Source organism: Neisseria canis, assembly GCF_900636765.1.
GTDB classification, from domain to species: Bacteria; Pseudomonadota; Gammaproteobacteria; order Burkholderiales; family Neisseriaceae; genus Neisseria; species Neisseria canis.
This window is the reverse complement of record NZ_LR134313.1, coordinates 2050946-2076338: the sequence shown is the minus strand read 5'-3', so window position 1 is coordinate 2076338 and position 25393 is coordinate 2050946. Positions and strand designations below refer to the sequence as shown.

Below are 25393 nucleotides of genomic sequence, written 5' to 3'. Positions count from 1 at the left end.
GTCTGAAAGGATTTTCAGACAGGCATTATGCTTACCTTTACGTTTTTAATTATTTGGTAGGAGTGGGGTATGTGCCGGGTACCAAAATCTGCTGATCTACATCATGAATATCGCGATGGCCGGTAAACGCCATAGAAATATCCATTTCTTTGTAGAGAATCTCCAGCGCACGGGTCACACCTTCTTCTCCGTAAGCACCGAGGCCATAGAGGAAAGCGCGGCCGATCATGGTGCCGCGGGCGCCCAAAGCCCAAGCTTTCAGAATATCTTGACCGCTGCGGATGCCGCTATCCAGCCAAACTTCGATATCGCTGCCTACCGCGCTGACAATATCAGGTAAAGCTTTAATGCTTGAAATGGTGTCGTCAAGCTGGCGGCCGCCGTGGTTGGAAACAACCAGCGCATCCGCTCCGCTCTTAACGGCAAGTTCGGCATCTTCAGGCATCATGATACCTTTAATAATCAGCTTGCCGCCCCATAAATCTTTAATGCGCGCAACATCATCCCAGCTTAAGCGCGGGTCAAATTGTTCTGAAGTCCAAGAAGATAATGAAGATAAGTCACCCACGTTTTTAGCATGGCCAACAATATTGCGGAACGTGCGGCGTTCGGTGTTGAGCATTTTCATGCACCACTCGGGTTTGGTAGCCAAGTTAATCAAATTGGCAAGTGTAGGTTTGGGTGGTGCGGAAAGGCCGTTTTTGATGTCTTTATGGCGTTGGCCTAAAACCTGTAAGTCCGCAGTTAAAATCAATGCAGAGCATTTTGCTGCTTGCGCACGCTTAATCAGGTTTTCCATAAATTCACGGTCGCGCATCACATACAGTTGGAACCAGAAAGGCGCGCTGGTATTTTCGGCAACGTCTTCGATCGAGCAAATCGACATGGTAGAGAGAGAAAACGGGATGCCGAATTTTTCCGCTGCGCGTGCAGCCAAGATTTCGCCATCGGCATGCTGCATGCCGGTAAAGCCGGTAGGGGCAATTGCTACCGGCATTTTTACATCGTGGCCGATCATTTTGGTGGCCAAGCTGCGGCCTTCCATGTTGACCAATACGCGTTGATTGAATTTGATGTCTTTAAAGTCGGTTGTATTTTCACGATACGTTGCTTCAGACCAAGAGCCTGAATCAGCATAATCGTAAAACATTTTAGGCACTTTACGTTGAGCTACCCTGCGCAGGTCTTCAATGCAGGTCATTTTGCTTAAATCTCGTTTCATTTTTTTGTTACCTATATGTAAGGGGTGTTTTATTTAAATGGGGTATCTACAAAATAGCGCTGTTTTACAGGGTTTACTTGTTTATGCTTAATACACGCGTATTTGTACAAATAAAATTCGCCTCATTCTATACTAAGAAAAAAAATATTCCAATTCTTTTCAGCTGAGAGGTAAAGCAGACGTTTTTTCAGTCCAAAATTGAATGGTTAATACTTGACTGAAATACTCGGATATTGGAAAATTCTTTCTCAAAGTGTTTGTGCTGGAAGTTTTTAGTGTAGGAATGTCTCCAATTTTGCTTAATTCACAGAGTAATAGTTTATGCGATTGACTACAAAAGGAAGATTTGCTGTAACGGCTATGCTGGATTTGGCTATGCATTCCAGTGATGGTGCAGTAAAGCTAAATGCCATTAGTGAGAGGCAAAATATATCTTTATCGTATCTGGAACAACTGTTCAGCAAGTTAAGGCGGGCTCGCTTGGTTGAGAGTATAAGAGGGCCGGGTGGGGGTTATGTGTTATCAGCCGGTGCTGATGAGATTAATATAGCTCAAATTATTGCAGCAGCCGAAGATAGCTTGGATGCCACACAATGCAGCGGTAAGGCTAATTGTCATAAAGGCGCACCCTGCCTTACCCATCATCTGTGGGAAACGTTGAATCAAAAAATTGATGAATATTTATGTAATGTAACCTTGCAAAATGTATTGGAGCAGTATGCTGCCGAAAACAATCAGTATATACAAACCATTAAATTTCCCTATGTGCGTTAATCTGATCTAAATTTAGAAAACGAAATACAGAATTAAAAAATTAGTTAGAAAGAACAAATACCATGACCATTAAAACACCTATTTACCTTGACTATGCAGCCACTACTCCCGTTGATTCCCGTGTGGCTGAGAAAATGATTCCTTACCTTACCGAGCATTATGGAAACCCTGCTTCCAATAGCCATAGCTTTGGTTGGGAAGCTGAAGAAGCTGTTGAAAATGCGCGCATGGAAATTGCGAAACTCATCAATGCGGATGCTAAAGAAATAGTGTTTACCAGTGGGGCTACTGAATCCAACAACCTTGCGATTAAGGGCGCGGCCAATTTTTATAAAACCAAAGGCAAGCATTTAATTACGGTTAAAACCGAGCATAAAGCTGTTCTTGATACGATGAGGGAATTGGAGCGTCAGGGCTTTGAGGTGACTTATCTGGGCGTGCAAGAAAATGGTTTGCTAGATTTGGAGGAATTGAAATCAGCAATCCGCCCTGATACGATTCTGATTTCTGTGATGTGGGTAAATAATGAAATCGGTGTGATCCAAGATATTCCGGCCATCGGTGAAATTTGCAGAGAAAATAAAATTATTTTCCATGTTGATGCTGCTCAGGCCGCCGGTAAAACGCCGATTGATGTTGAAACGACCAAAGTTGATTTGTTAAGTCTTTCCGCGCATAAAATTTATGGCCCCAAAGGTATTGGAGCGCTTTATGTGCGCCGTAAACCGCGCGTGCGCTTGGAAGCGCAAATTCATGGAGGCGGCCATGAGAGAGGTTTCCGTTCGGGTACTTTGCCAACGCACCAAATTGTCGGTATGGGAGAAGCATTCCGTTTGGCACGGGAGGAGTTGGATCAAGACCGCGCTCATGCTGTGAAACTTCGCGATATTTTCTTAAAAGGAATCGAAGGTATCGAAGAAGTGTATATTAACGGCGATTTAGAGCATAGGGTGCCTACTAATCTGAATGTCAGCTTTAACTTTGTCGAAGGTGAAAGCTTGATTATGGCCGTTAAAGAATTGGCCGTGTCCAGCGGTTCTGCTTGTACTTCTGCCAGCTTGGAACCATCTTATGTGCTGCGTGCGTTAGGGCGCAATGATGAATTGGCGCACAGCTCGTTGCGTATTACTTTCGGACGTATGACGACGGAAGAAGAAGTGGCTTTTGCAGCAGAGCTGATTAAATCAAAAATTGATAAATTAAGAGAACTGTCTCCTTTATGGGAGATGTTTAAAGAAGGCATTGATTTAAGTACCGTAGAATGGGCTGAACACTAAACAGTGTAATAGTTATATAATAAAAAGATTGCAACGTGGAGAAACGGAAAGATGTATTATGGTAGGCCTAATCAAATGTCATTGCTATGCAGCAAGTTTTCCGGATGGAAGCCCTTGTATTATTAGGGTTCGTACCGACTTGGCTGATAAAGCCCCGTTAGCCGGCAAGCCCATATTGTGCAATATTGCTCTAGGTTATAAAGGTGAAGCGAACGGCTTGCCTACAGATCGGCAGGCAGCACAATTGCAAACTTTTATAGAAGGCATAATAGAGCATGCCGAGATGAAGCAAAGCGGCATCTGGGTAGGCTCAATTACTGCGCAAGGGCAACGTATCGTTTTTTTCTATTCGGATAATGCAGATTTTTTTCATAAAACCAATGCTGCATATTTAAATGGCCTGTCTGAAATTCCGTTTGTTTTGGGCGGCAATGCCGAAGAAGACCCGGATTGGCAGCTCTACCGTAATACTCTATTGCCCAGCAGGGAAGCGCAGGCTTATGAGCGGAACGCTTCCATGATAGAAGCACTACGAAATTACGGTGACAATCTTTCCCAGCTGCGTCCGATTCATCATTATGCTTATTTCGATACATTGGCGGATGCGGAAGCATTTGCCCACGCAGCGGAAGGTTTGGGTAAATATTTGAACGACATAAACCGTTCGAGTGACAATACAGAAGTGTATAGGGTAACGCTTACCCATGTTGATTCTATCGATGGAGAGCGTATGGCGAAAATAGCCGCCACACTGGAGGCTCTTGCCGAACAATACAATGGAGAATACGACGATTGGGAGGCTTTGCTGGTAAAACAGTAAAACCACTAATCAGAATAAACACAACATTATCATGAAGGAATAAAACCATGGCATACAGCAATAAAGTAATTGATCATTACGAAAACCCCCGTAATGTTGGTTCGTTTGATAAAAACGATGAATCAGTAGGCACAGGTATGGTAGGCGCGCCTGCCTGCGGAGATGTGATGAAGCTGCAAATTAAAGTGAATGATGAAGGCGTGATTGAAGATGCCAAATTTAAAACTTATGGTTGCGGCTCTGCTATTGCTTCTTCTTCGTTGATTACCGAATGGGTGAAGGGCAAGAGCCTTGATGAAGCCTTGGCAATTAAAAACAGTGAAATTGCCGAAGAATTGGAATTGCCGCCGGTAAAAGTACACTGTTCGATTTTGGCTGAAGATGCGATTAAAGCCGCTGTTTCCGACTACAAAAAGAAAAAAGGTGCCTGAGTTTTTTCAGACAGGCATTCTAATAAAGACAGAAGAGAGAACACGATGCCTTTTACCGAAACAGAAACCCAATCTTTATTGGCACAGAAAGGCATTGGTCCGACCGTATTGCAGCGTTTGAAACAAATGGGTTTGGATGATGTTGCCAAGCTGGCTGCTGCCGATATGCAAGATATTTTGCAACAAGGTGCAGCATTGACCGGTTCCACTTGTTGGAAAAATAGCCCGCAAGCTAAAAATGCTGTAAAAACAGCGATAGAGTGGGCAAAAAAACATTCTGAAACAGCAGGAAAAGCCTAGTTGTTATTTGTTTTGAACCAAGCTGCAAGATTGATTGAATAAGGATCGAATCATATGATTACCCTTACAGAGAAAGCCGCAAACCATATTCAAAATTTCCTCACCAAACGCGGAAAGGGTGAAGGCATCCGCTTGGGCGTCAAAACAAGCGGCTGTTCCGGTATGGCTTACACTTTGGAATTTGTTGACGATATCCAGCCGGAAGACTTGGTGTTTGAAGGGTTCGGAGTAAAAGTTTTTGTGGATCCGAAAAGCCATGTTTATCTTGACGGAACGGAGCTGGACTACACAAAAGAAGGTTTGCAGGAAGGTTTTAAATTTCAAAACCCCAATGTTAAGGATGAATGCGGTTGCGGCGAGAGCTTCCATGTGTGAATGCTGATAACCCGTCCGGGCTGATTGTTTAACAATGCCTGTCTGAAAAATAGGAAAATTTCCTCTCGCTTTCAGACAGGCATTGTCATTACTTTCTTGGATATTGACTAAAAATTAATTGAATTGGCGAAAACTGTGCTTTTCGGCTACAATGCCGCCAGATTTTGTGATGAGAAGCCAAATCATTATTCGGTTTAACGGGAATAAATGCAATTTGGTTTTGTGGATAGATTTAAATAACTTCCGGCACTTTCATTCTTGCCGGCAAACCCATAAAAATATTGGTTACCCTAAAACAGGAAACGAAAATGACGCAAGAAACCGCTTTGGGCGCAGCATTGAAAACTGCCGTGCAAACCATGAGCAAAAAAAAGCAAACCGATATGATTGCCGACCACATCTATGGCAAATATGATGTATTTAAAAAATTTAAGCCGTTGGCCGTCGGCATCGACCAAGATTTAATCGCAGTTATGCCACAATATGATCCCGCCTTAATTGCGCGGGTTTTGGCCAATCATTGCCGCCGCCCCCGTTATCTTAAAGCCTTGGCAAAGGGTGGTAAGCGTTTTGATTTGAATAATCGCTTTAAAGGCGAAGTTACGCCGGAAGAACAGCAGATTGCTGCGCAGAACCCCGCGGTAAAAGAATCGTTGGAGCGCTTGGCTGCAAAAAAAGCGGAAGCAGCAGAAAAGGTACAGGCTAAAGAAGCGATGCAGCTTGAGCAAGATATTGCCGCAGCCGCTGATAATGGCTCGGAAGCTTCAGAATAACAGATGATTGTCTGAACGCAGCCGTAAAATAGGTATTTTTATGCTTGATTGCTGTATCAATGCTGATTTTTACCGAGCGGCTATTAATTAATGCTCTGCATTGCTATTGAAAAATACAAATTGATTAAATTCGGGCTTTTGTGCGTAAAAAACTAAAATACGTTACAATGCCCATTTTTATATTCTATTCATTACTATGTTTTCTACCATAGAAAAATACAACGGCTTGGCAAAGGTCGTTATGGGGTTGATAGCTTTAACATTTGTCGGTTTCGGTGTTAATACGGTTGCATCCGGCGGATCGGATTACATCACAAAAGTAGGCGACCAAAAAATCAGCCAGGAGCAAATCAATCAAGCTTTGAGAAATCTGCAAAACAGTGGTAATGCCAACGTACCGCCCGCAAGTGTTTACCAAAGCTTATTGCAGCATGCTTACCTGACAGAAGGTGCACGTTTGATGGGTATCGGTGTGTCAATGGAAACGCTGAAAAAGAAAATTGCCAATGCGCCCATATTTCAAGAAAACGGCAAATTCAGCCAAGCCAAATTTAATGAATATCTGAAGCAAATCGGGATTTCTGAAGATCAATTGGTTGAGCAAGAGCGCGACACCATGGCTTTGGAAACTTTGGAAAACCTGTCGAGAGACGGCGCGATTGTAAGCGACGCTCAAGCCAAACAGATTGTGAGTATTTTAAATGCACCGCGTGTCGTGCGGATGGTTTCAATCAATCCTGAAGCATTTGTAGGCAAAGTCAGCTTGGATGATGCAACATTGAAAAGCTATTACGAAGCCAATAAGCAAAACTATGTTTTGCCTCAAGCCGTAAAATTTCAATACATTGCATTGACACCGGATGATTTAATCGGCAAGCAGACGGTTAGCGAGGCTGAAATTAAAGCTGCGTATGAGCAGTCTGCCAACGAGGGTAAGGCGCGCCGTTCCGTTCAGCACATTCTTGTTCCTTTGGGCAACACAGACGAAGAAAAAGAAGCGAATAAAAAACTGGCTGCGGCAATTGTGGCAGAGGCAAAAGCCAAGCCTGCATCGTTTGGAGAACTGGCGAAAAAATATTCTGTTGATGCAGCCACTGCTGCAAATGGCGGTCATTTGGGTTTTGTACAGCAGGGCGGTAAACTCGGCAAAGCTTTTGAAGATGCCGTTTTTGCAATGGAGCAAGGCAAGGTTAGCGAGCCTGTTCAAACGGAATATGGCTATCATATTATCAAGCTGAATGAAATTCGCGATAAGCCGAACTTTGAACAAGACCGTGCTTGGCTGGCCGAAGAAATCAAGTTGAAAAAAGCCCAGCAGGCGATGACCAAAGCGCGCGAAGAATTGGAAAATGCGGCTTTTGACCATCCTACTGATTTGGCCAAAGTTGCTGAAAAAATGGGTGTGAAGCTGAACACGATTGACCAATGGGTAAGCAAAGCCGAAGCGGAACGCGAAACAGAAAAGATGGGTTCTCCTGAAATGGCCAAGGCGCTGTTTAGTGAAGAATCTTTGAAGACCAAGCATAATTCGGAGCCGATTTCTTTAGGCAACGGTGTGGTTACGGTCGTGCGCGTAACGGATGTGCGCCAAGAAACAACAGAGCCGTTTGAAGCGGCCAAAGAAAAAGTAAAATCGGCCTATTTGGCTTCGCAAGCCCGCAAACTGGCGCTTGATCAGGCTAAGCAGACTTTAGCGGATTTGAAAACAGGCGAAAAAGTGGATGTGCAGTGGTCTCCTGTCCAAAAACTGACTAGAGCCGATGCAGGCCGTGTTTTGGGGCCTGAAGAAGTGAGTCAGCTTTTGAAAGCCAAACCGCAAAAAGACAAACCGGTTTATGTGTTGGCGGAAAACCTGCCTCAGCCGGTATTGATAGAAGTGCAGAGTATCGAAGAACCGGAAAATATTGAGGCGCAAATCCCGAACACCCGTGCTGCTCTGGTACACAGCATGAACATCAATTTCTATGATGCGTTCCTGCGCTATCTGCAACGTGAAATTAAGCAGGAAAACGGTTCGCAAAAACTTGCTTCTGAAAATGAAGCTTCATAAAAGCCGAAGGGTATAATCCGAAAAATGCCTGTCTGAAAAGCTTTCAGACAGGCATTTTAAATTGGTTTTCAGAGAAGTATATTCCGTGTGATTATATTCTTCAAAAAGCTTATTCTAAGATGTTGCCATCTTCGTCCCAAACCTTTCGATCTACTAATATGTCATCGTGGTATGCGGACTCTGATTTTTTTTCTCCGCCGGGATACCAATCTAAAACGATGCCGCTGCGTTTGCCGTTGGCAATGCTTAATTCGGAAGTTAAGCGGCCTTCTTCATCCCAAGTAACCAATGTGGTGACTTCATCATTGTGGATGATGCTTTCGCTTTTGGGTTTTCCGCTCAGATACCATTGTTTATGCAGCCCGTTGGCCTTGTTATTGCGGAAACGGATTTCGCTTTCTTTATTGCCGTTACGGTAAAACCTTTCACCCAGACCTTCGGCTTTGCCGTTTATATAGGGTATCACGGCGGATTTTTGGCCGTTGGCGTGCCAATTGATCCAAGTGCCGTGGGGCTTGCCATAGCGGTATGAACCGGTCATTTTTTTTGTACCGTTGAAATGCCAAAGTGTCAGTGTACCGTTTTGCAGATTGGGCACAAATTTTTTGATTTCCGATAGGGGAATTTCATAAGGATCAGAATATTTTTTCATTGAGGGATAGTAGAAGTCACGTGCTTTTGCCAGAGTGCCGTCAGTTTCATATTGGCGCTCATAAGCAGCATGCGCGGCATCGTCTATATGTTGCCCGCGTTCGTTAAAATATGTTTTTTGTAAGTCAGATGCATACAGCATTAGCGGGAAAGTGGCTAATGCGGCCAGATAAGCGTGTTTCCATAGTGTATTCATTATTTTTATTTCTGCCAGTAAGTTTTTACGTTTACGAATTCATATAAGCCAAACTCTGATAATTCCCTTCCGAAACCCGATGCTTTCACGCCGCCGAAAGGCAACCTTAAATCGCTGCTGGTATGACGGTTGATATATACCGCACCGGTTTGCAGCTTTTGTGCATATTGCCATGCTGCTTCTTCGTTGCCGGTATAAATGCTGGCGCCCAATCCAAAAGGATTGTCGTTGGCGAGGCGAACGGCATCTTCAGCGTCGCGGGCACGCAGTAAAACGGCTACGGGGCCGAACACTTCTTCGTGATATACGCGGCAATCGGGGTTTACATCTGCCAAAACCGTGGCCGGATAAAACCAACCTTTGCTTTCGGGTAAAAAGCCGCCGCATAAAATTTCCGCACCGTTTGCCACGGCATCCTGCACTTGCCCGTGTATCTGGTTGCGTAAGTCTTCACTGTGGAGCGGAGCCAATGTTGTTTCCGGCAACATCGGATTGCCTGTTTTCAGACAGGCACATTCTTTCAGAAACAAGCCGGTAAATTCTTCTGCCACAGCTTCGGTAACGATAATGCGTTTGGCCGCATTGCAAGACTGCCCGGCATCACGGAAGCGGGAATAGCAGGCATCTTTGGCCGCTTGAGCCAAATCGGCATCCGGTAACACGATAAAAGCATTACTTCCGCCAAGTTCCAATACGGTTTTCTTCAAATGCCTGCCTGCATATCCGGCCAAAATGCGGCCGGTTTCCACCGAGCCGGTAAAGGCTAAGGCATCTGCATCGGCAATGGCATGTTCCAAATCTTCGTGTGCAAGCCAGGCGGGGATAAAAGGTAAATCGTCGCCCACCAAATCAAACAGGGCGGCGGTTACCCTTGCCACGCTGGGGGCGGGTTTGACGGCACAAGCATTTCCCGCGCACAAAGCAGAGACGGCAAAGCGCAAAATCTGCCACACCGGATAATTCCACGGCATCACCGCCAGCACTACGCCCAAAGGCTCAAACCTAACCTGGCTTAAACTGGCCTGTGTTGCAATGGTTTTATGCGCAAGCAATTCAGGGGAAAGGTGGCTGTAATAATGAATCAGCTCGACCGACTTATCCAACTCTGCTTCACATTCCCTCAGGCAGCGGCCGACTTCTTCGCAAACCATGCGTGCAAGTTCGGCCCGCTTTGCTTTCAGGCGGCTGCCGAATTCCGACAGTAAAGCGGCCCGCTTGGTTACCGGCAAAGCAGCAAATATTTGCTGCCGTTGTTTTAACAAAGCCAGTTTTTCGGCGAATTCGGAATAAGGCTCCGCCGCGCGCTCGAATAACACTTCCTGCGAGATAGCATGCTTGCTGAGAAACACTGGTGCTCCGGTATTTGTTTGCCTATTATGATGTTGAATCATATCCTATTTATACCTTTTCTACATGGCTTTTTCGCATTAATTGAGGCTTTCAGACAGGCATTGTGGGTTTATGCGGAAACTATCGGCACAATTTACAATCCCAATGCTTGCAATAAAAACAGTTTGCATTTATATTTAGCAACAAGACTAAATCTCATTAACAACTACAAGCAATAACACGACAAACCATCCGCGGAGAATCCATTATGTTTGTATGTATCTGCAATGCCATTACCGACCACCAAATCAAAGAAACCGTTGCTGCGGGTGCAACGACCTTGAGCGATTTGCAGGCTCAGCTGGGCGTGGCTACCTGTTGCGGCTGTTGCAGCGATTTGGCTTCTTCTTTCCTGTCGGCACACGGTGCGCAAAGCCAAAACACCGTAACCGCCGGTATCACAGTATCCGTTTAATTCCGTGCTGATTTTACAATGCCTGTCTGAAAGCGCTTCAGACAGGCATTTTCACGTTCTTTAACGATATAACGAAACTTAAACCAATTCTCTTATAGAATGCCAGCCTGTTAATTTCCCTTATTTCAACTTTGAAAGCAGAATATGAAACCAACACTTAAATTCAGCGCCATAGCCATCGCAGCCGCGTTATCGCTTGCAGCCTGCAAACCAGGCGGCACTGCCGGGCAAACGGCTTCATCCCCCTCAAATCAAACGGCCGCTTCCGGCACAAGCGCAGCCGGCATTGAACCCACTACCGTGGGCTATGCCCTCGGCCTGCAAATGACCGATTTCGTTACATCTGCCTACAAGCAGCGCGGCGTAGCATTCGACAATGCCTATCTGCTGGAAAACATGAAAGCCGTGGCGCAAGGAAAAGAGCCTTTATTCAGCAAAGAAACCTTTGCCAAACTGTCAACGGAAGTGCCGGCAATCATGCAGCAGGCATCTTCAGGTACGGCACCTAAATTCAGCGCAGAACAGCTGAAAAACCTCAGCGGTTTGCTGGGTGCGCAAATCGGCAGCGGCTTTTTAAACGCAAAAGAAGCCGGCGTTAATGTGGATTTCGACAGTTTTGCCAAAGCGGTTTCCGACACATTGGAAAGCAAGAAAACGCAGATGTCGCTGGAGCAGGCCGGCCAAACCCTGCAAGCGGTTGAAGACAATTTCTCGAAAAAAGAGCTGGAAAAAGGGCAGGCATTTTTGAAAGAAAACGCCGGCAAAGAAGGTGTGAAAACCACGGCCAGCGGCTTGCAGTATAAAATCACCAAACAAGGCGGCGGCAAGCTGCCTAAAGCAGGCGACGAAGTAAGCGTGGTGTATGTGGGTAAATTAATCGACGGCACCGAGTTTGACAACAGCCAGGGCAAAGCCGTAACTTTTCCGTTGAGCGGTGTGATTAAAGGTTGGCAGGAAGGTTTGCAGCTGCTTAAAGAAGGCAGCGAAGCCACTTTCTACATTCCGGCCGAGCTGGCCTACGGCAAAAACCCGCCGCCGGGTAGCAATATTATGCCCAACTCTGTTTTGGTGTTTGATGTGAAGCTGGAAAAAGTAGGCAAGTAATCAAGCGCAGCATCAATTCCATATATGCCTGTCTGAAAACCTTTCAGACAGGCATTTTAGTTTCGGGCTCTGGTGTTGAAGTTTGCCGCCTATGGTTTAAAATACGCATTTATTTCAATCCCACTTTAAGGATTCTCCATGCTAGACATTCAACAGCTCCGTAATAACACAGCAGCCGTTGCCGGGCGCTTGGCCGCCCGCGGTTACGAATTCGATACCGCCCGCTTTGAAGCGCTTGAAAACAAACGCAAACAATTGCAAGTAAAAACCGAAGAACTGCAAGCGGTGCGCAACAGCGAATCTAAAAAAATCGGCGCATTGAAAGGTCAGGGCAAACACGAAGAAGCCGGACAGGCAATGGCGAAAGTGGCGCAGATTAAAACCGATTTGGAGCAAACCGCCGTTGATTACGAAGCCGTGCAAAACGAGCTGGACGCTTGGCTGGCAACCATTCCCAATCTGCCGCACGAAAGCGTACCGCAGGGTGAGGATGAAACGCAGAATGTGGAAGTGCGAAAAGTAGGCGCGCCGCGTGCGTTTGATTTTGAAGTGAAAGACCATGTTGATTTGGGTGCGCCGCTGGGTTTGGATTTTGAAACCGGCGCCAAGCTTTCCGGTGCGCGCTTCACGGTGATGAAAAACCAAATCGCCCGCCTGCACCGAGCGTTGGCGCAGTTTATGCTGGATACCCATACGCAAAACCACGGCTATACCGAATGCTACACACCCTATATTGTGAACGACGCCACGCTGTTCGGCACCGGCCAGCTGCCGAAATTCGGCGAAGATTTATTCCATGTAACCCGCGGCGGCGATGAGAGTAAAACGACGCAATATCTGATTCCCACCGCAGAAGTGACTCTTACCAATACTGTGGCGGATAGCATTTTGGCCGAAAGCGAATTGCCGGTAAAACTAACCGCCCATTCGCCCTGTTTCCGCAGCGAAGCGGGCGCTTACGGTAAGGATGTGCGCGGTTTGATCCGCCAGCATCAGTTCGACAAAGTGGAAATGGTGCAAATCGTTCATCCCGACCAATCTTACGATGCTTTGGAAGAAATGGTCGGCCATGCAGAAAAAATCCTCCAATTGCTGGAGCTGCCTTACCGCGTTATCGTATTGTGCACCGGCGATATGGGCTTTGGTGCGGCCAAAACATATGATTTGGAAGTGTGGGTGCCGGCGCAAAATACTTACCGCGAAATTTCCAGCTGCTCCAATTGCGAAGACTTCCAAGCCCGCCGTATGAAAGCGCGTTTTAAAGACGAAAACGGCAAAAACCGCCTGCTCCACACTTTAAACGGCTCCGGGCTTGCGGTAGGCAGAACATTGGTGGCGGTGTTGGAGAATCATCAAAATGCAGACGGTTCAATCAATATCCCGGCGGCATTGCAGCCTTATTTGGGCGGTTTGAGTAAATTGGAAGCGGCCAAAGCGGAAAGTTGAGCTTGGTTTGAACACGGTTTCGGGTGTGATTGCCTGAAAAGTTAATGCCTGTCTGAAAACGTTCAGACAGGCATTTCGTTTATTCAAACGGCTTGCTTTAAGAAAGCGGCCAATTCTTTATAAACCGGCATACCGCTTTGTGCGCCCGGGCGGGTTACTGAAAGAGCCGCGGCGGCGCAGGCTTTTTTCACGGCTTCGTGCAGACCTTGATTGAGGAATACGGCCAGTGCGCCGTTGAAGGTATCGCCTGCGCCGGTGGTATCGACAGGGGTGACTTTAAAGCTCGGCTGCCGGTGTTGCGCGCCCGATTCATCGGTAAACAGAGCGCCTTTCGAGCCTAATGTCATCACCACTTGGCAGGGCGATTGTTGCAGCATTTCTTCAGGTGTCAGGTTTTCAGACAGGCCTAAGCTGATGGCGAGTTCATAAGCATTGGGTGTGAGCAGGCCGGTTAGGGCAACCAGTTCCTGCGGCAGCTTTTGCGCAGGTGCAGGGTTGAGGATAAAGGGCTTGCCGTGTTTTTTCGCCAATTTGGCACTGGCAATCACGGTATCCAAAGGGGTTTCCAGCTGCGCCATAACCACATCTGCGGAGGCAATCCGCTGTTCTTCCTGCTCCACGTCTGAGGGCGTGAGCGAGAAATTGGCGCCCGAAACCACCACGATGTGGTTGTCGCCTTCCGCTACTGTGATATTGGCCAGCCCGCTGGGTTGGTCTTGAATAATGCGTACGGCATCGGTGTTGACCCGTTCTTTTTTCAGATTGTCGAGCAAAACCTGCCCGAAATGATCCGCGCCCACCGCGCCGATGAGCGAAACATGCGCGCCCAGCCGCGCAGCGGCCACGGCCTGATTGGCGCCTTTGCCGCCCATATATTGGTTAAAACCCGTGCCCAGCAAGGTTTCGCCCGGTTGGGGAAAACGGGGGGACGAAGTCACTAAATCCATGTTGATGCTGCCGATTACAACGATTTTTGGGGCATTCATATGAAACTCCGGGGCTAAACTGTATCAATTCAATCGATTCGGGGTTATTTTTTTCTTTGTAGGATTTTATCCGCATAGCTGCATGTGGCGGTGAGTTTGATTTGTTTGGTTTCCGCTTCGGCGATGGCGGCATCCACCAAAACTTTGGCCAGCCCTTGCCCGCGAAACTCGGGGTGTACAACGGTATGGTCGATATTCCAAGTATTGTCGCCGCGGATTTGGTAGGTGAGGAAACCCGACTCGCTGCCGTTGTGGCGGGCGGTAAATTTTTGCTGCTCGGGGTGGTAAGTGACGGTATGCATTGCGGCCTCCTGTAATTTGACTTTATATTCGTTCACTCATGTATTGATATTGCATCTTAAGTGGTTCGGCTGCAAGTGGCAATGCCTGTCTGAAAAAGGTTTTCAGACAGGCATTGTTTGCGGCAGGGTTTGAATAAGCCGTTGATTAAATATCCACTTCCGCTTTATCGCCCTCGGCTTCCATCCATGCGCGGCGGCTGGCGGCTTCGCCTTTGCCCATCAGTTTGACAAAAATATCATGCGTTTCTTTTCCCGCACCTTCGGGAATGCTGACGCGTAACAGGCGGCGGGTGTCGGGGTGCATGGTGGTGTCTTTGAGCTGGTCGGGGTTCATCTCGCCCAAGCCTTTGAAGCGGCTGATGGAATAGGCGGTTTCTTTCACGCCTTCTTTTTGCAGCCGCTCCAAAATGCCGTCCAACTCGCCCTGATCGAGCGCGTAGAATTTGCGCGCGGGTTTGCTTTTGCCTTGCGCGTTGACATCCACGCGGAACAGCGGCGGCTGGGCTACATAGATATGGCCGTCTGAAACCAGTTTGGGGAAGTGGCGGTAAAACAGGGTAAGCAGCAGTACTTGGATGTGCGAGCCGTCCACGTCGGCATCGGAAAGGATGGCGATTTTGCCGTAGCGCAGGCCGCTTAAATCGGGGTTGTCGTTCGCGCCGTGCGGGTCAACGCCGATGGCGACGGCGATGTCGTGGATTTCGGCATTGCCGAACAGTTGGTCTTGATGCACTTCAAAACTGTTCAACACTTTGCCGCGCAAGGGCAAAATGGCTTGGGTGGCTTTGTCGCGCGCGAGTTTGGCCGAACCGCCCGCCGAGTCGCCCTCCACTAAGAAGAGTTCGTTTTCGCGGATGTCTTCGCTTTCGCAATCGGTGAGCTTGCCGGGCAGCACGGCCACGCCGCTGCCTTTTTTCTTCTCGATTTTTTTCACCGAACGCATCCGCGCCTGCGCCTGCTTGATGGCGAGTTCGGCGATTTTTTTACCGGCTTCGACGTTTTGGTTGAGCCATAATTCCAGCGGGTCGCCCGACACGGCGGCGACGAGCTTGAGCGCGTCGCGGTTGGTGAGCTTATCTTTGGTTTGGCCTTGGAATTGCGGGTCGAGCACGCGGGCGGACAACACGAATGCCACGCGGCTGAACACGTCGTCGCTCTGCACTTTCACGCCGCGCGGCAGCAGATTGTGATGGTTGATGAAGTTGTTGACCGCTTGGAACACGGCCTGTTTCAAACCGGCTTCGTGCGTGCCGCCGAGCGGGGTGGGAATCAGGTTCACATAGCTTTCGCTGTTGCACGAGCCTTCTTCCAGCCAAGTGAGCGCAAACGCCGCACCTTCGCCCGCGCTGAAATCGCTGTCGTGGCCGTCTGAAAGATAGTTTTCCGAAGCGAACACCGGCACGGCTTCCTGCGCCTCGCTGATTAAGTCGAGCAGATAGCTTTTGAGGCCGTTGGGATAATGCCACGTCTGCACGTGCGGATCGGGCTGGCCTTTGACGGGACGGGTGAGCGACACGGTAACGCCCGGCAGCAGCACCGCTTTGGCGCGCAACAGGCGTTCGAGTTCGGCGATGCTGTATTGCGGGCTTTCAAAATATTTGCCGTCCGGCCACACGCGCACTTCGGTGCCGCTGTCTTTCACCGCGCATTTGCCGACTTCGGCCAGCGGCTCCACCACCGCTCCGCCCGCAAACACGATGCGGTGGATTTTGCCTTCGCGCTTCACGGTCACTTCGAGGCGTTTGGAAAGCGCGTTGGTTACCGACACGCCCACCCCGTGCAGGCCGCCTGAAAAGGCATACGCGCTGCCGCCGTCTTTCTTGTTGAACTTGCCGCCAGCATGAAGCTGCGTGAACACCAGCTCCACTACCGGCAAGCCCTCCACCGGATGCAACCCCACCGGAATGCCGCGCCCGTTGTCGCGCACGGAAAGCGAGCCGTCTTCGTGGATTTCCACTTTAATTTCATCGGCAAAACCGCCGAGCGCTTCGTCGGCGGCGTTGTCGATCACTTCTTGGCAGATGTGGGTGGGGCTGTCGGTGCGGGTGTACATGCCCGGCCGTTCTTTTACCGGCTCCAAGCCTTTGAGAACGGTGATACTGGATTCGCTGTATTGCTTTGCTGGGTTCGACATAAAAATGTGTTTGAATGAAAAATAGATTCGGATTTTAACACAACAGCTCTAAAACTGGGCCGCGCGGGCATGTAACTAATGCCTGTCTGAAACTTTCAGACAGGCATTGCGGGTGTTAAAAGTGTTTCATCAATGAGATGCCGATTTCATTTTGCTTGAAGCTGTTCAGCCATTTGATATTGCTGTTGACACGGCGGTGTTTGAGTGTAAGAACGGGTTTGATACCGGCCATTTTCCAGCGGTCGGCGCCGAGGCTTAAGGTGTGGATTTGTTCGTTATCCCTGCGCCGTTTGCCTAAGAATTCATTTTCTTGTTTGTAGGAACGGTGGCGGAGCAGGGTGTAGAACGAGGCGTCGAAGCCGCCGGCAAATTGTTTTGCCGCGCCAAGCCGGATGGCAGGTTGGCGGTAGCTTTCGGTCGGTTCTTCGGAAAAGCGCTGCTGCCAATCCAAACCGCCGAAGATAACAACATCATCCCGCAAGCCGTATGATAAGGTGTTGAACACGGAAAACAGGCGGTGGTTATTGTGTTTCATATCGTTGTTGAAATAAATCTGCTTTTTCCATTCGGCCTCGGTGTTCCATGACCAGCGGCTGCGGGTTTCGTTCCATTCTGTGCGGGCGCCGTAAGCGCGGTGTTGTGCATGTTGGCCGCTGCTGCCCCATTCCCACAACGGCGCCAAAGTGACTGTGCGCTTGGCGTTGGCAAATTGGTAGCCTGCGCTTAAATTGAGCGTGTGTTCATTGTATTTTTGATGGTTTCGGTAGGTTTTGCCGTATGCCAGTATGCGGGTGTTCAAGCCGTGATGCCCGTTAATTTGAAAGCGGCGGGAAGCTGCGGTTTCATAATTGATGCCAAATGCTTCTTCTGATGATTCGCCGTTTTGACAATGCTCCCAAATGTCGCCTAATTCTTCGATATGCAGACATTCAGAGCCGTCTGAGCCTTCATTTATATTGCTGCTCCAGATTAAACCTGTAGAAACAGAGCCTTGCCATTTTTGTCGATTTTCCAAAGCAGATTGAAACAGGCGGATATTGTCGTTTACTGCTTCGGGCACTTGATCGGCGGGAATTTTGGCAAACTCTTCCGCCGATTCTTTATTTAATTGGTCTTCAAACAATAAACGCGCCAAGTCCAGCCGCCCGCGTATGAAATCGGGTTGGCGTTGCAGCAGCAGTTCATAATGCTTGCGGGCTTCGTTTAGTTTGCCGTCTGAGCGGGCGAGGGCGGCTTCGGCAAACAGGGCGATGTCCGGATCGCGTTGCGGCTGACGGCGGTATTCGTCAAGCAGGCTGCGCACCGTGTGCCAATCGTTGCGCCCGATTGCCGAGAATAAAGCTTCGCCTTTGTCTTGCTGCGTATGCTCTTGATCGGGTGTGTCGGCTTCCATGCCTGTCTGAAAAAATGTTTCTTCTTTTAATGCTTTACGGTCTTGGTTTTCTACTGCTTGACGGGTGCTTTGCCAAAGCCGTTGAGCCGTGTTGTCGTCTGCAAAGGCGGGAAGGGAAAAGGCCAAGCAGAGGTAAACTGATTTTTTCAACATAAAAGCCTGTCTGAAAAAAGGAATAATGATGAAACCGATACGGCGGTTGCCGTATCGGTTGTTTCGGTTAAGCAACGAACTGCTTAGCGTTTGCCGCCGAAAGCTGTATCGTAAGCGCGGTTTTGGAATTTTGCGATGCCCGCAACGCCGGTAGCGCGGTTGCCGTAAAAGTGGCCGCTGGTTACGCCGCGTTGGCCTGGGGCAGTGGCGGTGCCGACAAACGAAGCCTTAGCCGGATCGATTTTGGCATTGATACCCAGCGTGAAAGACGAGTTGTTTAAAGCGCCGTGCAAAGTTTTTTTGCCGAAGTCTGCACGCAGAGTACCTGCCATCAAGTTGGCACCGTTGTAGCGGTTGATGCCCTTAACATGATAGATGGCTGTACCGGCGGTCGGTACGTTGGTGGCTTTATGCCTGCCTGAATAATAAACCGTGCGTGTGTCGCCTTTTGTGTCACCGGCTTGGGTCCATTCACCATAGTAAGCTTCATGGCCGATAACTTGCTGGAAGTTGAATGCACCGAGGTTTGGACGGTGGTTGGCTGTTGAGGCGGGAATACGGGATACGCCGTGCTTATCCATTGTGCCGCCTCTGTTGTTTCGAGTGAGGGATGCTAAGTTAAAGAAAGAAACTCTTTTCCCACCATGAAAACCTTTTGCACCGATGCCCGGTTCCCCTCCGCCTGCTTGGTGGGTTCCTTGATTATCAGGAGCAGCAGCGCCGACCGTAATGTGGGTGGTATCACTCAAGCCTTCGGCTGTTACCGCGAAAGCGGTAGGTGCTAGAGACAAAGCAGCGCCGGCCAATAAAATCAATTGATGTTTTTTCATTGTTTATTTCCTTTGAGAAAGTTGTGCGGTTAAACAAACTTGGCTAGTTATAGTTACCAAGTTTGCATATTATAACTAAGTAAATAAAAATTAGTATTATTATTTTTAATTTCATAATATTAAAATTTATAAACTTATGTGAAATTATTTTTATAAGTTTGATTTTGTTTGGGATAGTTTTGTTTGAAACTGTGGTTTTAAGCTAAGGGTCGATTGATGACCGTTCGTTAGGCTATGCAAGCCGAATATAAATTAATTAAATAAAAATTAATATCATTCATCTATTATTAAGCAATTGTTTTTTGATTTTAAGATTTATGTAGGAGAACATGTGCCGTGGCAAACATCAAATACAATTATTTAGCTCTGAGTATCGCAATGGCGTATATGGCTGCGTCCGCAGCCGGTGCCGATGAAGTGAACCCTGCAGGCAATGGCGAAGCTGAAGAAAATGTTACCGAAGTGGACACGGTAACTGTGCGCGGGCGTTATAACCGCCATCAGGCAGGGCATGATAAGGTGTATGAAGAAGACATTTCCAGCCTTTATCGAGATAAAGACCAGATAGATCTGTTTCGTGGCACGGCATCGGCAGATTTGTTTAAAGGCATGATAGGCGTGGGCATCGGCGATGCGCGCAACAGCGGCGGCATTGATCCGAATATCCGAGGAATCCAAGGTCAGGGCAGGGTGCCGGTAACCATTGACGGCGCCGAAAACGGCGTTACGGTGTGGCGGGGATATAACGGAGCCAACAACCGCACTTATATCGACCCGATGTTGATCAGCAGCATCAGGGTTGAAAAAGGTGCTTCGCTTACCCGCGGGTTTGAAAGCTCGGTAGGAGGCGGCATTGCGATTAAAACACTGGAAGCCGACGATATTTTAAAGCCCGACCGCAAATTCGGCGCCGATATCCGGGTGGAAGCGGCGAATAATATGGCGGGCGAACGTGTTCCCGACCTCAATCTGGTGGGTACGCAGCTGCGCGGCAGCTATCAAGATTTGGCCAACCATTTTCACAAGTTGCCTAAAAAAGCAGGAGGCGATGCCAAAACATTCGGGCATGACCAGGCTGCGCGGGTTGCCTTGGCGGCCAAAACCGACCGCACGGAGCTGGTGGCCGCTTATGCCTACCGCTATCACGGCAACCATTATGCGGGTAAGGGCGGCAAGCACCGCTATGAGCAGATTTATCATGCAGGGGGAGTGAACATTCCCGGTATTGCTTCAGAAAATATTTCGGAGAATATGTTTGAAGGGCGAAGCGAAGTATTTAATACTTCGCTCAACAACCGCTCTTTTTTGCTGAAAGGTACGTTCAAACCCACTGATAAACAGGCTATCCAGCTTGGCTACCGCCGCTTGGACAGCCGCTACGGCGAAATTATGCCTTCGAGGATTTACGGCATTGCAACGAAAGACGGTGCCCTGCTGCCGCAATGGCCTTTAAGCAAAATCAAAATGGATACCTACACGCTGGATTACCGCTGGAAGCTGGAAAACCGCTGGCTTGATTTGGAAAGCGGTATTTGGTTGAACAAAGCGGATATGGCGCTGCAAAACAGCGGCGGCATGGTTTATGATTTGGGCAACTATAAAAATTCGCGTAACCCTAGCTTGAATAGCCTGCAGAGAACCACCATTCTTCACGGCTCGCTGAATAAGAACACCAATAACCGTTGGGGCGTTTACCTGACCAATAAAATGAAGCTGCACGATTCTTTAAACTTAACCTTGGGCGGCAGCTATCAATATGAAAAGCTTGGTACGCCTGACGATACTTGGAGGAAGTTGGCGGAGCAAGATGTATCTTGGGTGAGTACGCCCAGGCAAGGCAAACGGGATGAATACAAGCTTTATTTTAATTTCGACTGGCAGCCTACCGACCGGATTTCGGTAAATGCGGGCGCGCGCTACAACCATTACAGCTCTGAAGATACTTGGGCAAATGAATTGCTGGCCAAAACCCGTTCATTGCACGATTTATTTATGGAAAACGAGAGAATAGAGTGGAATGAGCGGCAAAATCACCTATCCAAGGATAATTTAAGCCGCAATGGTGCATCGCCGGAATATACTATGACGGAAGAGGATTACAGCAAACTGAAAAATATATTATCCGGCGAGCTTGGCTATATTATCCATTATGAAGAGCAGGACCAAGCACTTAAGCAGAGCTATATTGAAACCGGTATGACTGAACAGGAAGCTGATCAGCTAGCTTGGCAGAGCAATACTTATATGATTCCGCGTGATGAATACGGAAAAATATCGCGCGCAGACAATCCTTTCTTAAACGGACAAGCGGAGAAAAACGGTTGGCGGGTGCCGCAATTGTCGGGACAGAACGGTAAGCAGATACAGAATATAGATACCGGCGGCGAATCCGACGGCGTGCTTGCAAGATATCAATCGCTGGGAAGGGATTTGAGCTTGATTGAAGATAATTTGGAAAAAAACTTCGAACCTGAGCGCAGGCCTGAATTGGAAGCTAAGGCCCGGACACTCAGGGCGCAAATGGCAGCTTTGGAAAACTCGGGTTGGAAGGAGAAGCTGATTAAAAGAAAAGCACATGCCTGGTCGCCTACTTTTTCCTTATCTTACCGATTGGCCGACAATGGCAGGCTTTACGGCAGATGGGCGCAAACCACAAGGATGCCGAGCAGCTTCGAAGATATTTCCGGCTTTAGCGCAAGCCGCCGTTCCTACAAAATGAAGCCCGAGCGCGGTACCAATCTGGAAATCGGCTATGTGCATAATTTGCGGGACATCTTGCCGGGCAATCCTGAAAATGCCGATATTAAGCTGGCATGGTATAAAAACACCATCCGGAACCCGATAGACCGGGGCGATGAACTCACTTTTATACAGCGCGACAAATGGGCCACTTCGGGCTTGGAGCTCTCTTCCCGCTATGATAACGGCAAGTTTTTTGCCGAATTGGGCGCCAATTATCTGTTGAGCAACCGCGTGTGTGATGAAAATCAGGCGGCGCGGACGGATGTTTATTTCGGCCAATCGCCGAAATGCATAGACGGCGGGTTCCCATTGGGCTATATGTATAACATGGAATTGCCGAAATACAATTTCAATTTGCTGGTGGGCGGCCGTTTCTTCGACCGCAAGCTGGAAGCGGGCGGCCGCCTGACCTACCATACCGGCTACAAGCGTTCGGCGGAAGCGAAAGAGTACGCCCAAAAATATTACCGCAATTCTGATACCAATGTGACAGGGCTGAACGGCTCAATTCCATGGCATGCTGCCGCTATTGTGGATGCCTATGTGAAATACAACTTTAAAAACGACTTAAGTGTGGAGTTTTCGGGCACCAACCTGACCAACCGCTATTATTTCGACCCGATTACCCGGTCGAATATGCCGGCACCGGGTAGGGCGTTCCGTTTTTCTTTGAGCAAAAAGTTTTAAGGAATGCTGTAGAAAATCCTAGCGTTGTTTACAGTATTTGAAAGACAATTCTGTATGAACATCCATAAAAACACCCGCTTAACCCACATAGCCGTCAAGCCATATAGTGTGCTTATACCCAAGACAAAACCACCGTTACCTCTTTGGCTAGGCAGTACAACGTCAGCAGAGTAACCATTTACCGCATATTGAAAGCCGCCCGGCTGCAATTGCTGACCTCCCAGAAGAGTAAAACAGGCTAAATACGGTATGAAACGTCTGGCTAAGGTCGAACGGGAAATTGAAGAGAAATTAAAGAAAAAAGCCAAACGCTACAATAAATCTTATCCTGGCGAGATGGTTCATGTCGATACCAAACGATTGCCGCTACTGCGCCATCAAAAAGCAACCGAACAGAGGGATTATCTGTTTGTTGCTATTGATGATTTCTCTCGGAAGCTGTATGCGGCCATCTTGCCTGACCGTACTTCGACCAGCGCGGCCAAATTCCTAGTGCGAGATGTGATCGACTGCTGTCCTTATACTATAGAGTGTGTTTATTCCGATAACGGCATGGAATACAAGGGCAGCGCCGCCAATCATCCGTTTAGCGTCGCATGCTATGAGAACCATATCGGCCAATTGTTACCCGCGTCGCCCGACCACAAACCAACGGTAAAGCGGAGCGGGTAATACGCACGCTGATGGAGATGTGGCACGACAAAGGGCAATTTAAAGATTCGGAACACCGGCGCAAGGAGTTGTGCCGATTTGTAAATTACTACAATACAGTCAAATCATATAGCGGTTTGAAAGGAGAGACACCTTTCGAGGTATTGCAGGCTTATTTTTCTCAACCTGTTGTGTAAACAACACGACGATTTCTAACACCAGTAGTTCGGCCAAAGTGTTGTCTTGTGCCAACCAGTTGCGGTAACGGCATAAGGTTCTGGATCGAGTTCGGGGTCGGAAAGGCTGTGTCATTGGTTGAGGAGAACGACTTTGAACATGGATAACAAGGGATGGGCGGGACGGCTGCGGAGGTCTCGAAGGTAGCGGGATCTTTGATGATTCAGGTATGCTCGATCGGTTGCCAATCAATCACCTGCTCAAGTTTCAATAGGGGGAAGCGGTCGATGTGTTGGAAATCATGGCTTGTGCGTTTTGCTGAAAGAAGGTGCTCATAAAAAATCCCCCTAAATGTCTTTTGGTAGGGAATTTAAGGGTGAGGGGGAATTTTATAAAGGTCTCAGGCATGGTTTCATTCGGCTATAGATAAGATTGCAATACATGTTTTAGTTTACTGCGATTTCTAAATGGCAGATTGGGCAGGGAACGTTGCTTTTCAGCTTCTATCAGTAACTTAGATTCGAATTTCAAGTGCAACACTCAGGCAGTAGAGGTTGGAACAGATTCAAGAATAAAACACTTGGCGTTTCATAGCCAAGTGTTTTTCTTGGCCTATGGTTCAGTTCATCCTGAACCCTGCGTATCTCCCGATGGCTGATGTTGCGGAAATCGGTTTGTTTGGGGAAATATTGGCGGATGAGTCCGTTGGTATTTTCATTCAGCCCTTTCTCCCAAGAACGGTAGGGGCGGCAAAAATAGGTTTCTGCCTCCAATGCTTGGGCTATTCGGATGTGTCGGCAGAATTCTTTGCCGTTATCCATGGTAATGGTATGTACCCTGTTTTTATGCGCCTTCAATACCTTGATGACGGCGTTGGCAGTGTCTTTGGCTTTGAAGTTCTTTAACTTGCAGATGATGGTGTAGCGGGTAACCCGCTCGACCAAGGTCAGTAATGCGCTTTTCTGATCTTTGCCGACGACGGTGTCGGCTTCCCAATCGCCGATGCGGGATTTTTGGTCGACGATGGCGGGTCGGTTTTCAATGCCGACGCGGTCGGGTACTTTGCCTCTGCTCCATGTACTGCCGTAGCGTTTACGGTAGGATTTGCCGGCTATTCTGAGATGCTGCCGCAAAGTGCCGCCGTTGCTTTTGTCGTCGCGCAGGTAGTTATAGACGGTGCTGTGGTGGAGTGTGATTTGGTGGTGTTTGTGCAAATAGGCGCACACTTGTTCGGGACTGAGTTTGAGTCGGATGAGGGTGTCGATGTGTTGAATCAGCCGGGAATGGAGCTTATAGGGTTTTCTTTTGCGCTGCTTGGTAAGCCGGCTTTGCTGTTGGGCTTTTTCGGCACTGTATTGCTGCCCTTGTGGGCAGTGCCGTTTGATTTCGCGGCTGATGGTGCTTTTATAGCGGTTAAGCCGTTTGGCGATTTCGCTGATGCTATGGTGGCGGGACAGGTATTGGATGTGGTATCGTTCGTCTTGGGTCAGTTGTGTGTAGCTCATGGCAATCTTTCTTGCAGGAAAGGCCGTATGCTACCGCATACCGGCCTTTTTCTGTTATGGAAAGTTGCACTTCAAATCCGAATCCGCCGTCGGCGTATGTTAACGGAACATATTGCCTTTTCCTTTGCCCTTGCCTTTGCGCTGCTGTGCCTGCATTTTTTGGATTTCCTGCATTTGCTCGGCACGGTTGAAAATCGACATGCTTTTGAAGAACTTATGCGCGTCGGCTTCAGGGCAGTTGTTGTTTGCCATGCGGTAAATCATTACGGCTTGTTTTTGCGCATCTCCGCCGCTGTTGTACATGCGTTTTAAATCCGCGGGGTTTACGCGGCCGGATTGCGGGTCGATATTGAATGCTTTGAGTGTGTCGGTAAACTTTTTACGCTGGCGGCGGATAACGATGTAGGCAATCAAGGCGATTACGGCAATCACGCCGAGTACGGAAAGCAGGGCAATCCACCAGGTTACGCCGAATAAAATCAGAATGGCTACCACTGCTGCGGCGAAAATCGAAATCCTGATGGCGGGTTTGATAAACATTTTCGGATCCATGTTTTTCTTTCTTTATTTAATGTATTTGAAATCAAATGGTTTGTGATAAATCTATTGG

General features: G+C 48.2%; 22 protein-coding genes and 2 pseudogenes. 13 read left to right on the top strand and 11 right to left on the bottom strand.

Annotated features, from left to right (window positions below):
• Window positions 1-49 precede the first annotated feature (49 nt).
• Window positions 50-1222 (bottom strand): alpha-hydroxy acid oxidase, encoded by a 1173-nt coding sequence (locus EL143_RS09910; protein ID WP_085416303.1) that lies wholly within the window; start codon window positions 1220-1222, stop codon window positions 50-52.
• Window positions 1223-1543: 321 nt separating this feature from the next.
• Here EL143_RS09910 and iscR point away from each other — a divergent pair, with 321 nt between their 5' ends.
• The 8 genes from iscR (at window position 1544) to EL143_RS09870 (ending at window position 8022) form a co-directional block, all read left to right on the top strand.
• Window positions 1544-1996: a Fe-S cluster assembly transcriptional regulator IscR gene (gene iscR / locus EL143_RS09905; protein WP_085416302.1), complete on the top strand. Its 453-nt coding sequence runs from the start codon at window positions 1544-1546 to the stop codon at window positions 1994-1996.
• A 62-nt stretch (window positions 1997-2058) separates the two neighbouring features.
• Window positions 2059-3273 carry an IscS subfamily cysteine desulfurase gene (locus EL143_RS09900; protein ID WP_085416301.1) on the top strand — a complete coding sequence of 405 codons (1215 nt, stop codon included), beginning with the start codon at window positions 2059-2061 and terminating at the stop codon, window positions 3271-3273.
• A 58-nt stretch (window positions 3274-3331) separates the two neighbouring features.
• The gene (locus tag EL143_RS09895) at window positions 3332-4093 is read left to right on the top strand and encodes a DUF695 domain-containing protein (protein WP_085416300.1); all 762 of its coding nucleotides are present in this window, start codon (window positions 3332-3334) and stop codon (window positions 4091-4093) included.
• Window positions 4094-4140: 47 nt separating this feature from the next.
• Window positions 4141-4524, top strand: a complete 384-nt coding sequence (gene iscU, locus EL143_RS09890; protein WP_085416299.1) for a Fe-S cluster assembly scaffold IscU — start codon at window positions 4141-4143, stop codon at window positions 4522-4524.
• 45 nt (window positions 4525-4569) lie between these two features.
• Window positions 4570-4824: a recombinase RecA gene (locus tag EL143_RS09885; RefSeq protein WP_085416298.1), complete on the top strand. Its 255-nt coding sequence runs from the start codon at window positions 4570-4572 to the stop codon at window positions 4822-4824.
• Between the two features lie 54 nt (window positions 4825-4878).
• Window positions 4879-5199, top strand: a complete 321-nt coding sequence (gene iscA / locus EL143_RS09880; RefSeq protein ID WP_085416297.1) for an iron-sulfur cluster assembly protein IscA — start codon at window positions 4879-4881, stop codon at window positions 5197-5199.
• Window positions 5200-5507: 308 nt separating this feature from the next.
• Window positions 5508-5972, top strand: a complete 465-nt coding sequence (locus tag EL143_RS09875; protein ID WP_085416296.1) for a ProQ/FINO family protein — start codon at window positions 5508-5510, stop codon at window positions 5970-5972.
• Window positions 5973-6219: 247 nt separating this feature from the next.
• Window positions 6220-8022 carry a peptidyl-prolyl cis-trans isomerase gene (locus EL143_RS09870; RefSeq protein WP_232001285.1) on the top strand — a complete coding sequence of 601 codons (1803 nt, stop codon included), beginning with the start codon at window positions 6220-6222 and terminating at the stop codon, window positions 8020-8022.
• A gap of 109 nt (window positions 8023-8131) precedes the next feature.
• Here EL143_RS09870 and EL143_RS09865 read toward each other — a convergent pair whose 3' ends face one another.
• Together EL143_RS09865 and EL143_RS09860 are read right to left on the bottom strand one after the other, a co-directional pair.
• Complete coding sequence (locus EL143_RS09865; RefSeq protein ID WP_085416294.1) at window positions 8132-8869, bottom strand: toxin-antitoxin system YwqK family antitoxin; 738 nt, start codon at window positions 8867-8869, stop codon at window positions 8132-8134.
• A 5-nt stretch (window positions 8870-8874) separates the two neighbouring features.
• The gene (locus EL143_RS09860) at window positions 8875-10218 is read right to left on the bottom strand and encodes an aldehyde dehydrogenase family protein (protein WP_085416293.1); all 1344 of its coding nucleotides are present in this window, start codon (window positions 10216-10218) and stop codon (window positions 8875-8877) included.
• A 248-nt stretch (window positions 10219-10466) separates the two neighbouring features.
• Between EL143_RS09860 and EL143_RS09855 the strand changes: the two genes are divergently transcribed.
• The 3 genes from EL143_RS09855 to serS all read left to right on the top strand — a co-directional run bounded on the left by EL143_RS09855 (window position 10467) and on the right by serS (window position 13223).
• On the top strand, window positions 10467-10673 hold the full coding sequence (locus EL143_RS09855) for a (2Fe-2S)-binding protein (protein ID WP_085416292.1): 207 nt from the start codon (window positions 10467-10469) through the stop codon (window positions 10671-10673).
• A 144-nt stretch (window positions 10674-10817) separates the two neighbouring features.
• The gene (locus EL143_RS09850) at window positions 10818-11777 is read left to right on the top strand and encodes an FKBP-type peptidyl-prolyl cis-trans isomerase (protein WP_232001284.1); all 960 of its coding nucleotides are present in this window, start codon (window positions 10818-10820) and stop codon (window positions 11775-11777) included.
• Between the two features lie 138 nt (window positions 11778-11915).
• Window positions 11916-13223, top strand: a complete 1308-nt coding sequence (serS, locus tag EL143_RS09845; protein WP_085416291.1) for a serine--tRNA ligase — start codon at window positions 11916-11918, stop codon at window positions 13221-13223.
• Window positions 13224-13306: 83 nt separating this feature from the next.
• On the opposite strand, the gene rbsK is transcribed toward serS, so the two are convergent.
• From rbsK to EL143_RS09820, 5 genes are all read right to left on the bottom strand, one after another.
• Complete coding sequence (gene rbsK, locus EL143_RS09840; protein ID WP_085416290.1) at window positions 13307-14209, bottom strand: ribokinase; 903 nt, start codon at window positions 14207-14209, stop codon at window positions 13307-13309.
• Window positions 14210-14253: 44 nt separating this feature from the next.
• On the bottom strand, window positions 14254-14511 hold the full coding sequence (locus EL143_RS09835) for a GNAT family N-acetyltransferase (protein ID WP_085416289.1): 258 nt from the start codon (window positions 14509-14511) through the stop codon (window positions 14254-14256).
• 145 nt (window positions 14512-14656) lie between these two features.
• On the bottom strand, window positions 14657-16645 hold the full coding sequence (locus EL143_RS09830) for a DNA topoisomerase IV subunit B (RefSeq protein ID WP_085416288.1): 1989 nt from the start codon (window positions 16643-16645) through the stop codon (window positions 14657-14659).
• 115 nt (window positions 16646-16760) lie between these two features.
• On the bottom strand, window positions 16761-18191 hold the full coding sequence (locus tag EL143_RS09825; protein ID WP_085416351.1) for a porin family protein: 1431 nt from the start codon (window positions 18189-18191) through the stop codon (window positions 16761-16763).
• 83 nt (window positions 18192-18274) lie between these two features.
• A complete protein-coding gene (locus EL143_RS09820; protein WP_085416287.1) occupies window positions 18275-19021 on the bottom strand; it encodes a Slam-dependent surface lipoprotein in 747 nt (248 codons plus the stop codon).
• 336 nt (window positions 19022-19357) lie between these two features.
• On the opposite strand from EL143_RS09820, the gene EL143_RS09815 reads away from it, so the two are divergent.
• Together EL143_RS09815 and EL143_RS13015 are read left to right on the top strand one after the other, a co-directional pair.
• Window positions 19358-22450 carry a TonB-dependent receptor domain-containing protein gene (locus tag EL143_RS09815; RefSeq protein WP_085416286.1) on the top strand — a complete coding sequence of 1031 codons (3093 nt, stop codon included), beginning with the start codon at window positions 19358-19360 and terminating at the stop codon, window positions 22448-22450.
• Between the two features lie 54 nt (window positions 22451-22504).
• A pseudogene (locus tag EL143_RS13015) lies at window positions 22505-23298 on the top strand (integrase core domain-containing protein).
• 16 nt (window positions 23299-23314) lie between these two features.
• Here EL143_RS13015 and EL143_RS09805 read toward each other — a convergent pair.
• From EL143_RS09805 to EL143_RS09795, 3 genes and pseudogenes are all read right to left on the bottom strand, one after another.
• A pseudogene (locus EL143_RS09805) lies at window positions 23315-23614 on the bottom strand (IS5/IS1182 family transposase); the annotation flags it as partial.
• A gap of 191 nt (window positions 23615-23805) precedes the next feature.
• Window positions 23806-24783: an IS30 family transposase gene (locus EL143_RS09800; RefSeq protein ID WP_126326550.1), complete on the bottom strand. Its 978-nt coding sequence runs from the start codon at window positions 24781-24783 to the stop codon at window positions 23806-23808.
• 99 nt (window positions 24784-24882) lie between these two features.
• Entirely contained in the window at window positions 24883-25335 is a 453-nt protein-coding gene (locus tag EL143_RS09795) for a hypothetical protein (protein ID WP_085416117.1), read from the bottom strand.
• Window positions 25336-25393: the final 58 nt, after the last annotated feature.

Excerpts from the sequence above, each read along its gene's own strand:
- EL143_RS09825 (WP_085416351.1), bottom strand. The coding sequence starts at position 18,191 with ATGTTGAAAAAATCAGTTTACCTCTGCTTGGCCTTTTCCCTTCCCGCC.
- rbsK (WP_085416290.1), bottom strand. The coding sequence starts at position 14,209 with ATGAATGCCCCAAAAATCGTTGTAATCGGCAGCATCAACATGGATTTA.
- iscA (WP_085416297.1), top strand. The coding sequence starts at position 4,879 with ATGATTACCCTTACAGAGAAAGCCGCAAACCATATTCAAAATTTCCTC.
- EL143_RS09910 (WP_085416303.1), bottom strand. The coding sequence starts at position 1,222 with ATGAAACGAGATTTAAGCAAAATGACCTGCATTGAAGACCTGCGCAGG.
- EL143_RS09865 (WP_085416294.1), bottom strand. The coding sequence starts at position 8,869 with ATGAATACACTATGGAAACACGCTTATCTGGCCGCATTAGCCACTTTC.
- iscU (WP_085416299.1), top strand. The coding sequence starts at position 4,141 with ATGGCATACAGCAATAAAGTAATTGATCATTACGAAAACCCCCGTAAT.
- EL143_RS09820 (WP_085416287.1), bottom strand. The coding sequence starts at position 19,021 with ATGAAAAAACATCAATTGATTTTATTGGCCGGCGCTGCTTTGTCTCTA.
- serS (WP_085416291.1), top strand. The coding sequence starts at position 11,916 with ATGCTAGACATTCAACAGCTCCGTAATAACACAGCAGCCGTTGCCGGG.
- EL143_RS09885 (WP_085416298.1), top strand. The coding sequence starts at position 4,570 with ATGCCTTTTACCGAAACAGAAACCCAATCTTTATTGGCACAGAAAGGC.
- EL143_RS09875 (WP_085416296.1), top strand. The coding sequence starts at position 5,508 with ATGACGCAAGAAACCGCTTTGGGCGCAGCATTGAAAACTGCCGTGCAA.
- EL143_RS09850 (WP_232001284.1), top strand. The coding sequence starts at position 10,818 with ATGAAACCAACACTTAAATTCAGCGCCATAGCCATCGCAGCCGCGTTA.
- EL143_RS09900 (WP_085416301.1), top strand. The coding sequence starts at position 2,059 with ATGACCATTAAAACACCTATTTACCTTGACTATGCAGCCACTACTCCC.
- EL143_RS09855 (WP_085416292.1), top strand. The coding sequence starts at position 10,467 with ATGTTTGTATGTATCTGCAATGCCATTACCGACCACCAAATCAAAGAA.
- iscR (WP_085416302.1), top strand. The coding sequence starts at position 1,544 with ATGCGATTGACTACAAAAGGAAGATTTGCTGTAACGGCTATGCTGGAT.
- EL143_RS09800 (WP_126326550.1), bottom strand. The coding sequence starts at position 24,783 with ATGAGCTACACACAACTGACCCAAGACGAACGATACCACATCCAATAC.
- EL143_RS09795 (WP_085416117.1), bottom strand. The coding sequence starts at position 25,335 with ATGGATCCGAAAATGTTTATCAAACCCGCCATCAGGATTTCGATTTTC.
- EL143_RS09895 (WP_085416300.1), top strand. The coding sequence starts at position 3,332 with ATGGTAGGCCTAATCAAATGTCATTGCTATGCAGCAAGTTTTCCGGAT.
- EL143_RS09830 (WP_085416288.1), bottom strand. The coding sequence starts at position 16,645 with ATGTCGAACCCAGCAAAGCAATACAGCGAATCCAGTATCACCGTTCTC.
- EL143_RS09835 (WP_085416289.1), bottom strand. The coding sequence starts at position 14,511 with ATGCATACCGTCACTTACCACCCCGAGCAGCAAAAATTTACCGCCCGC.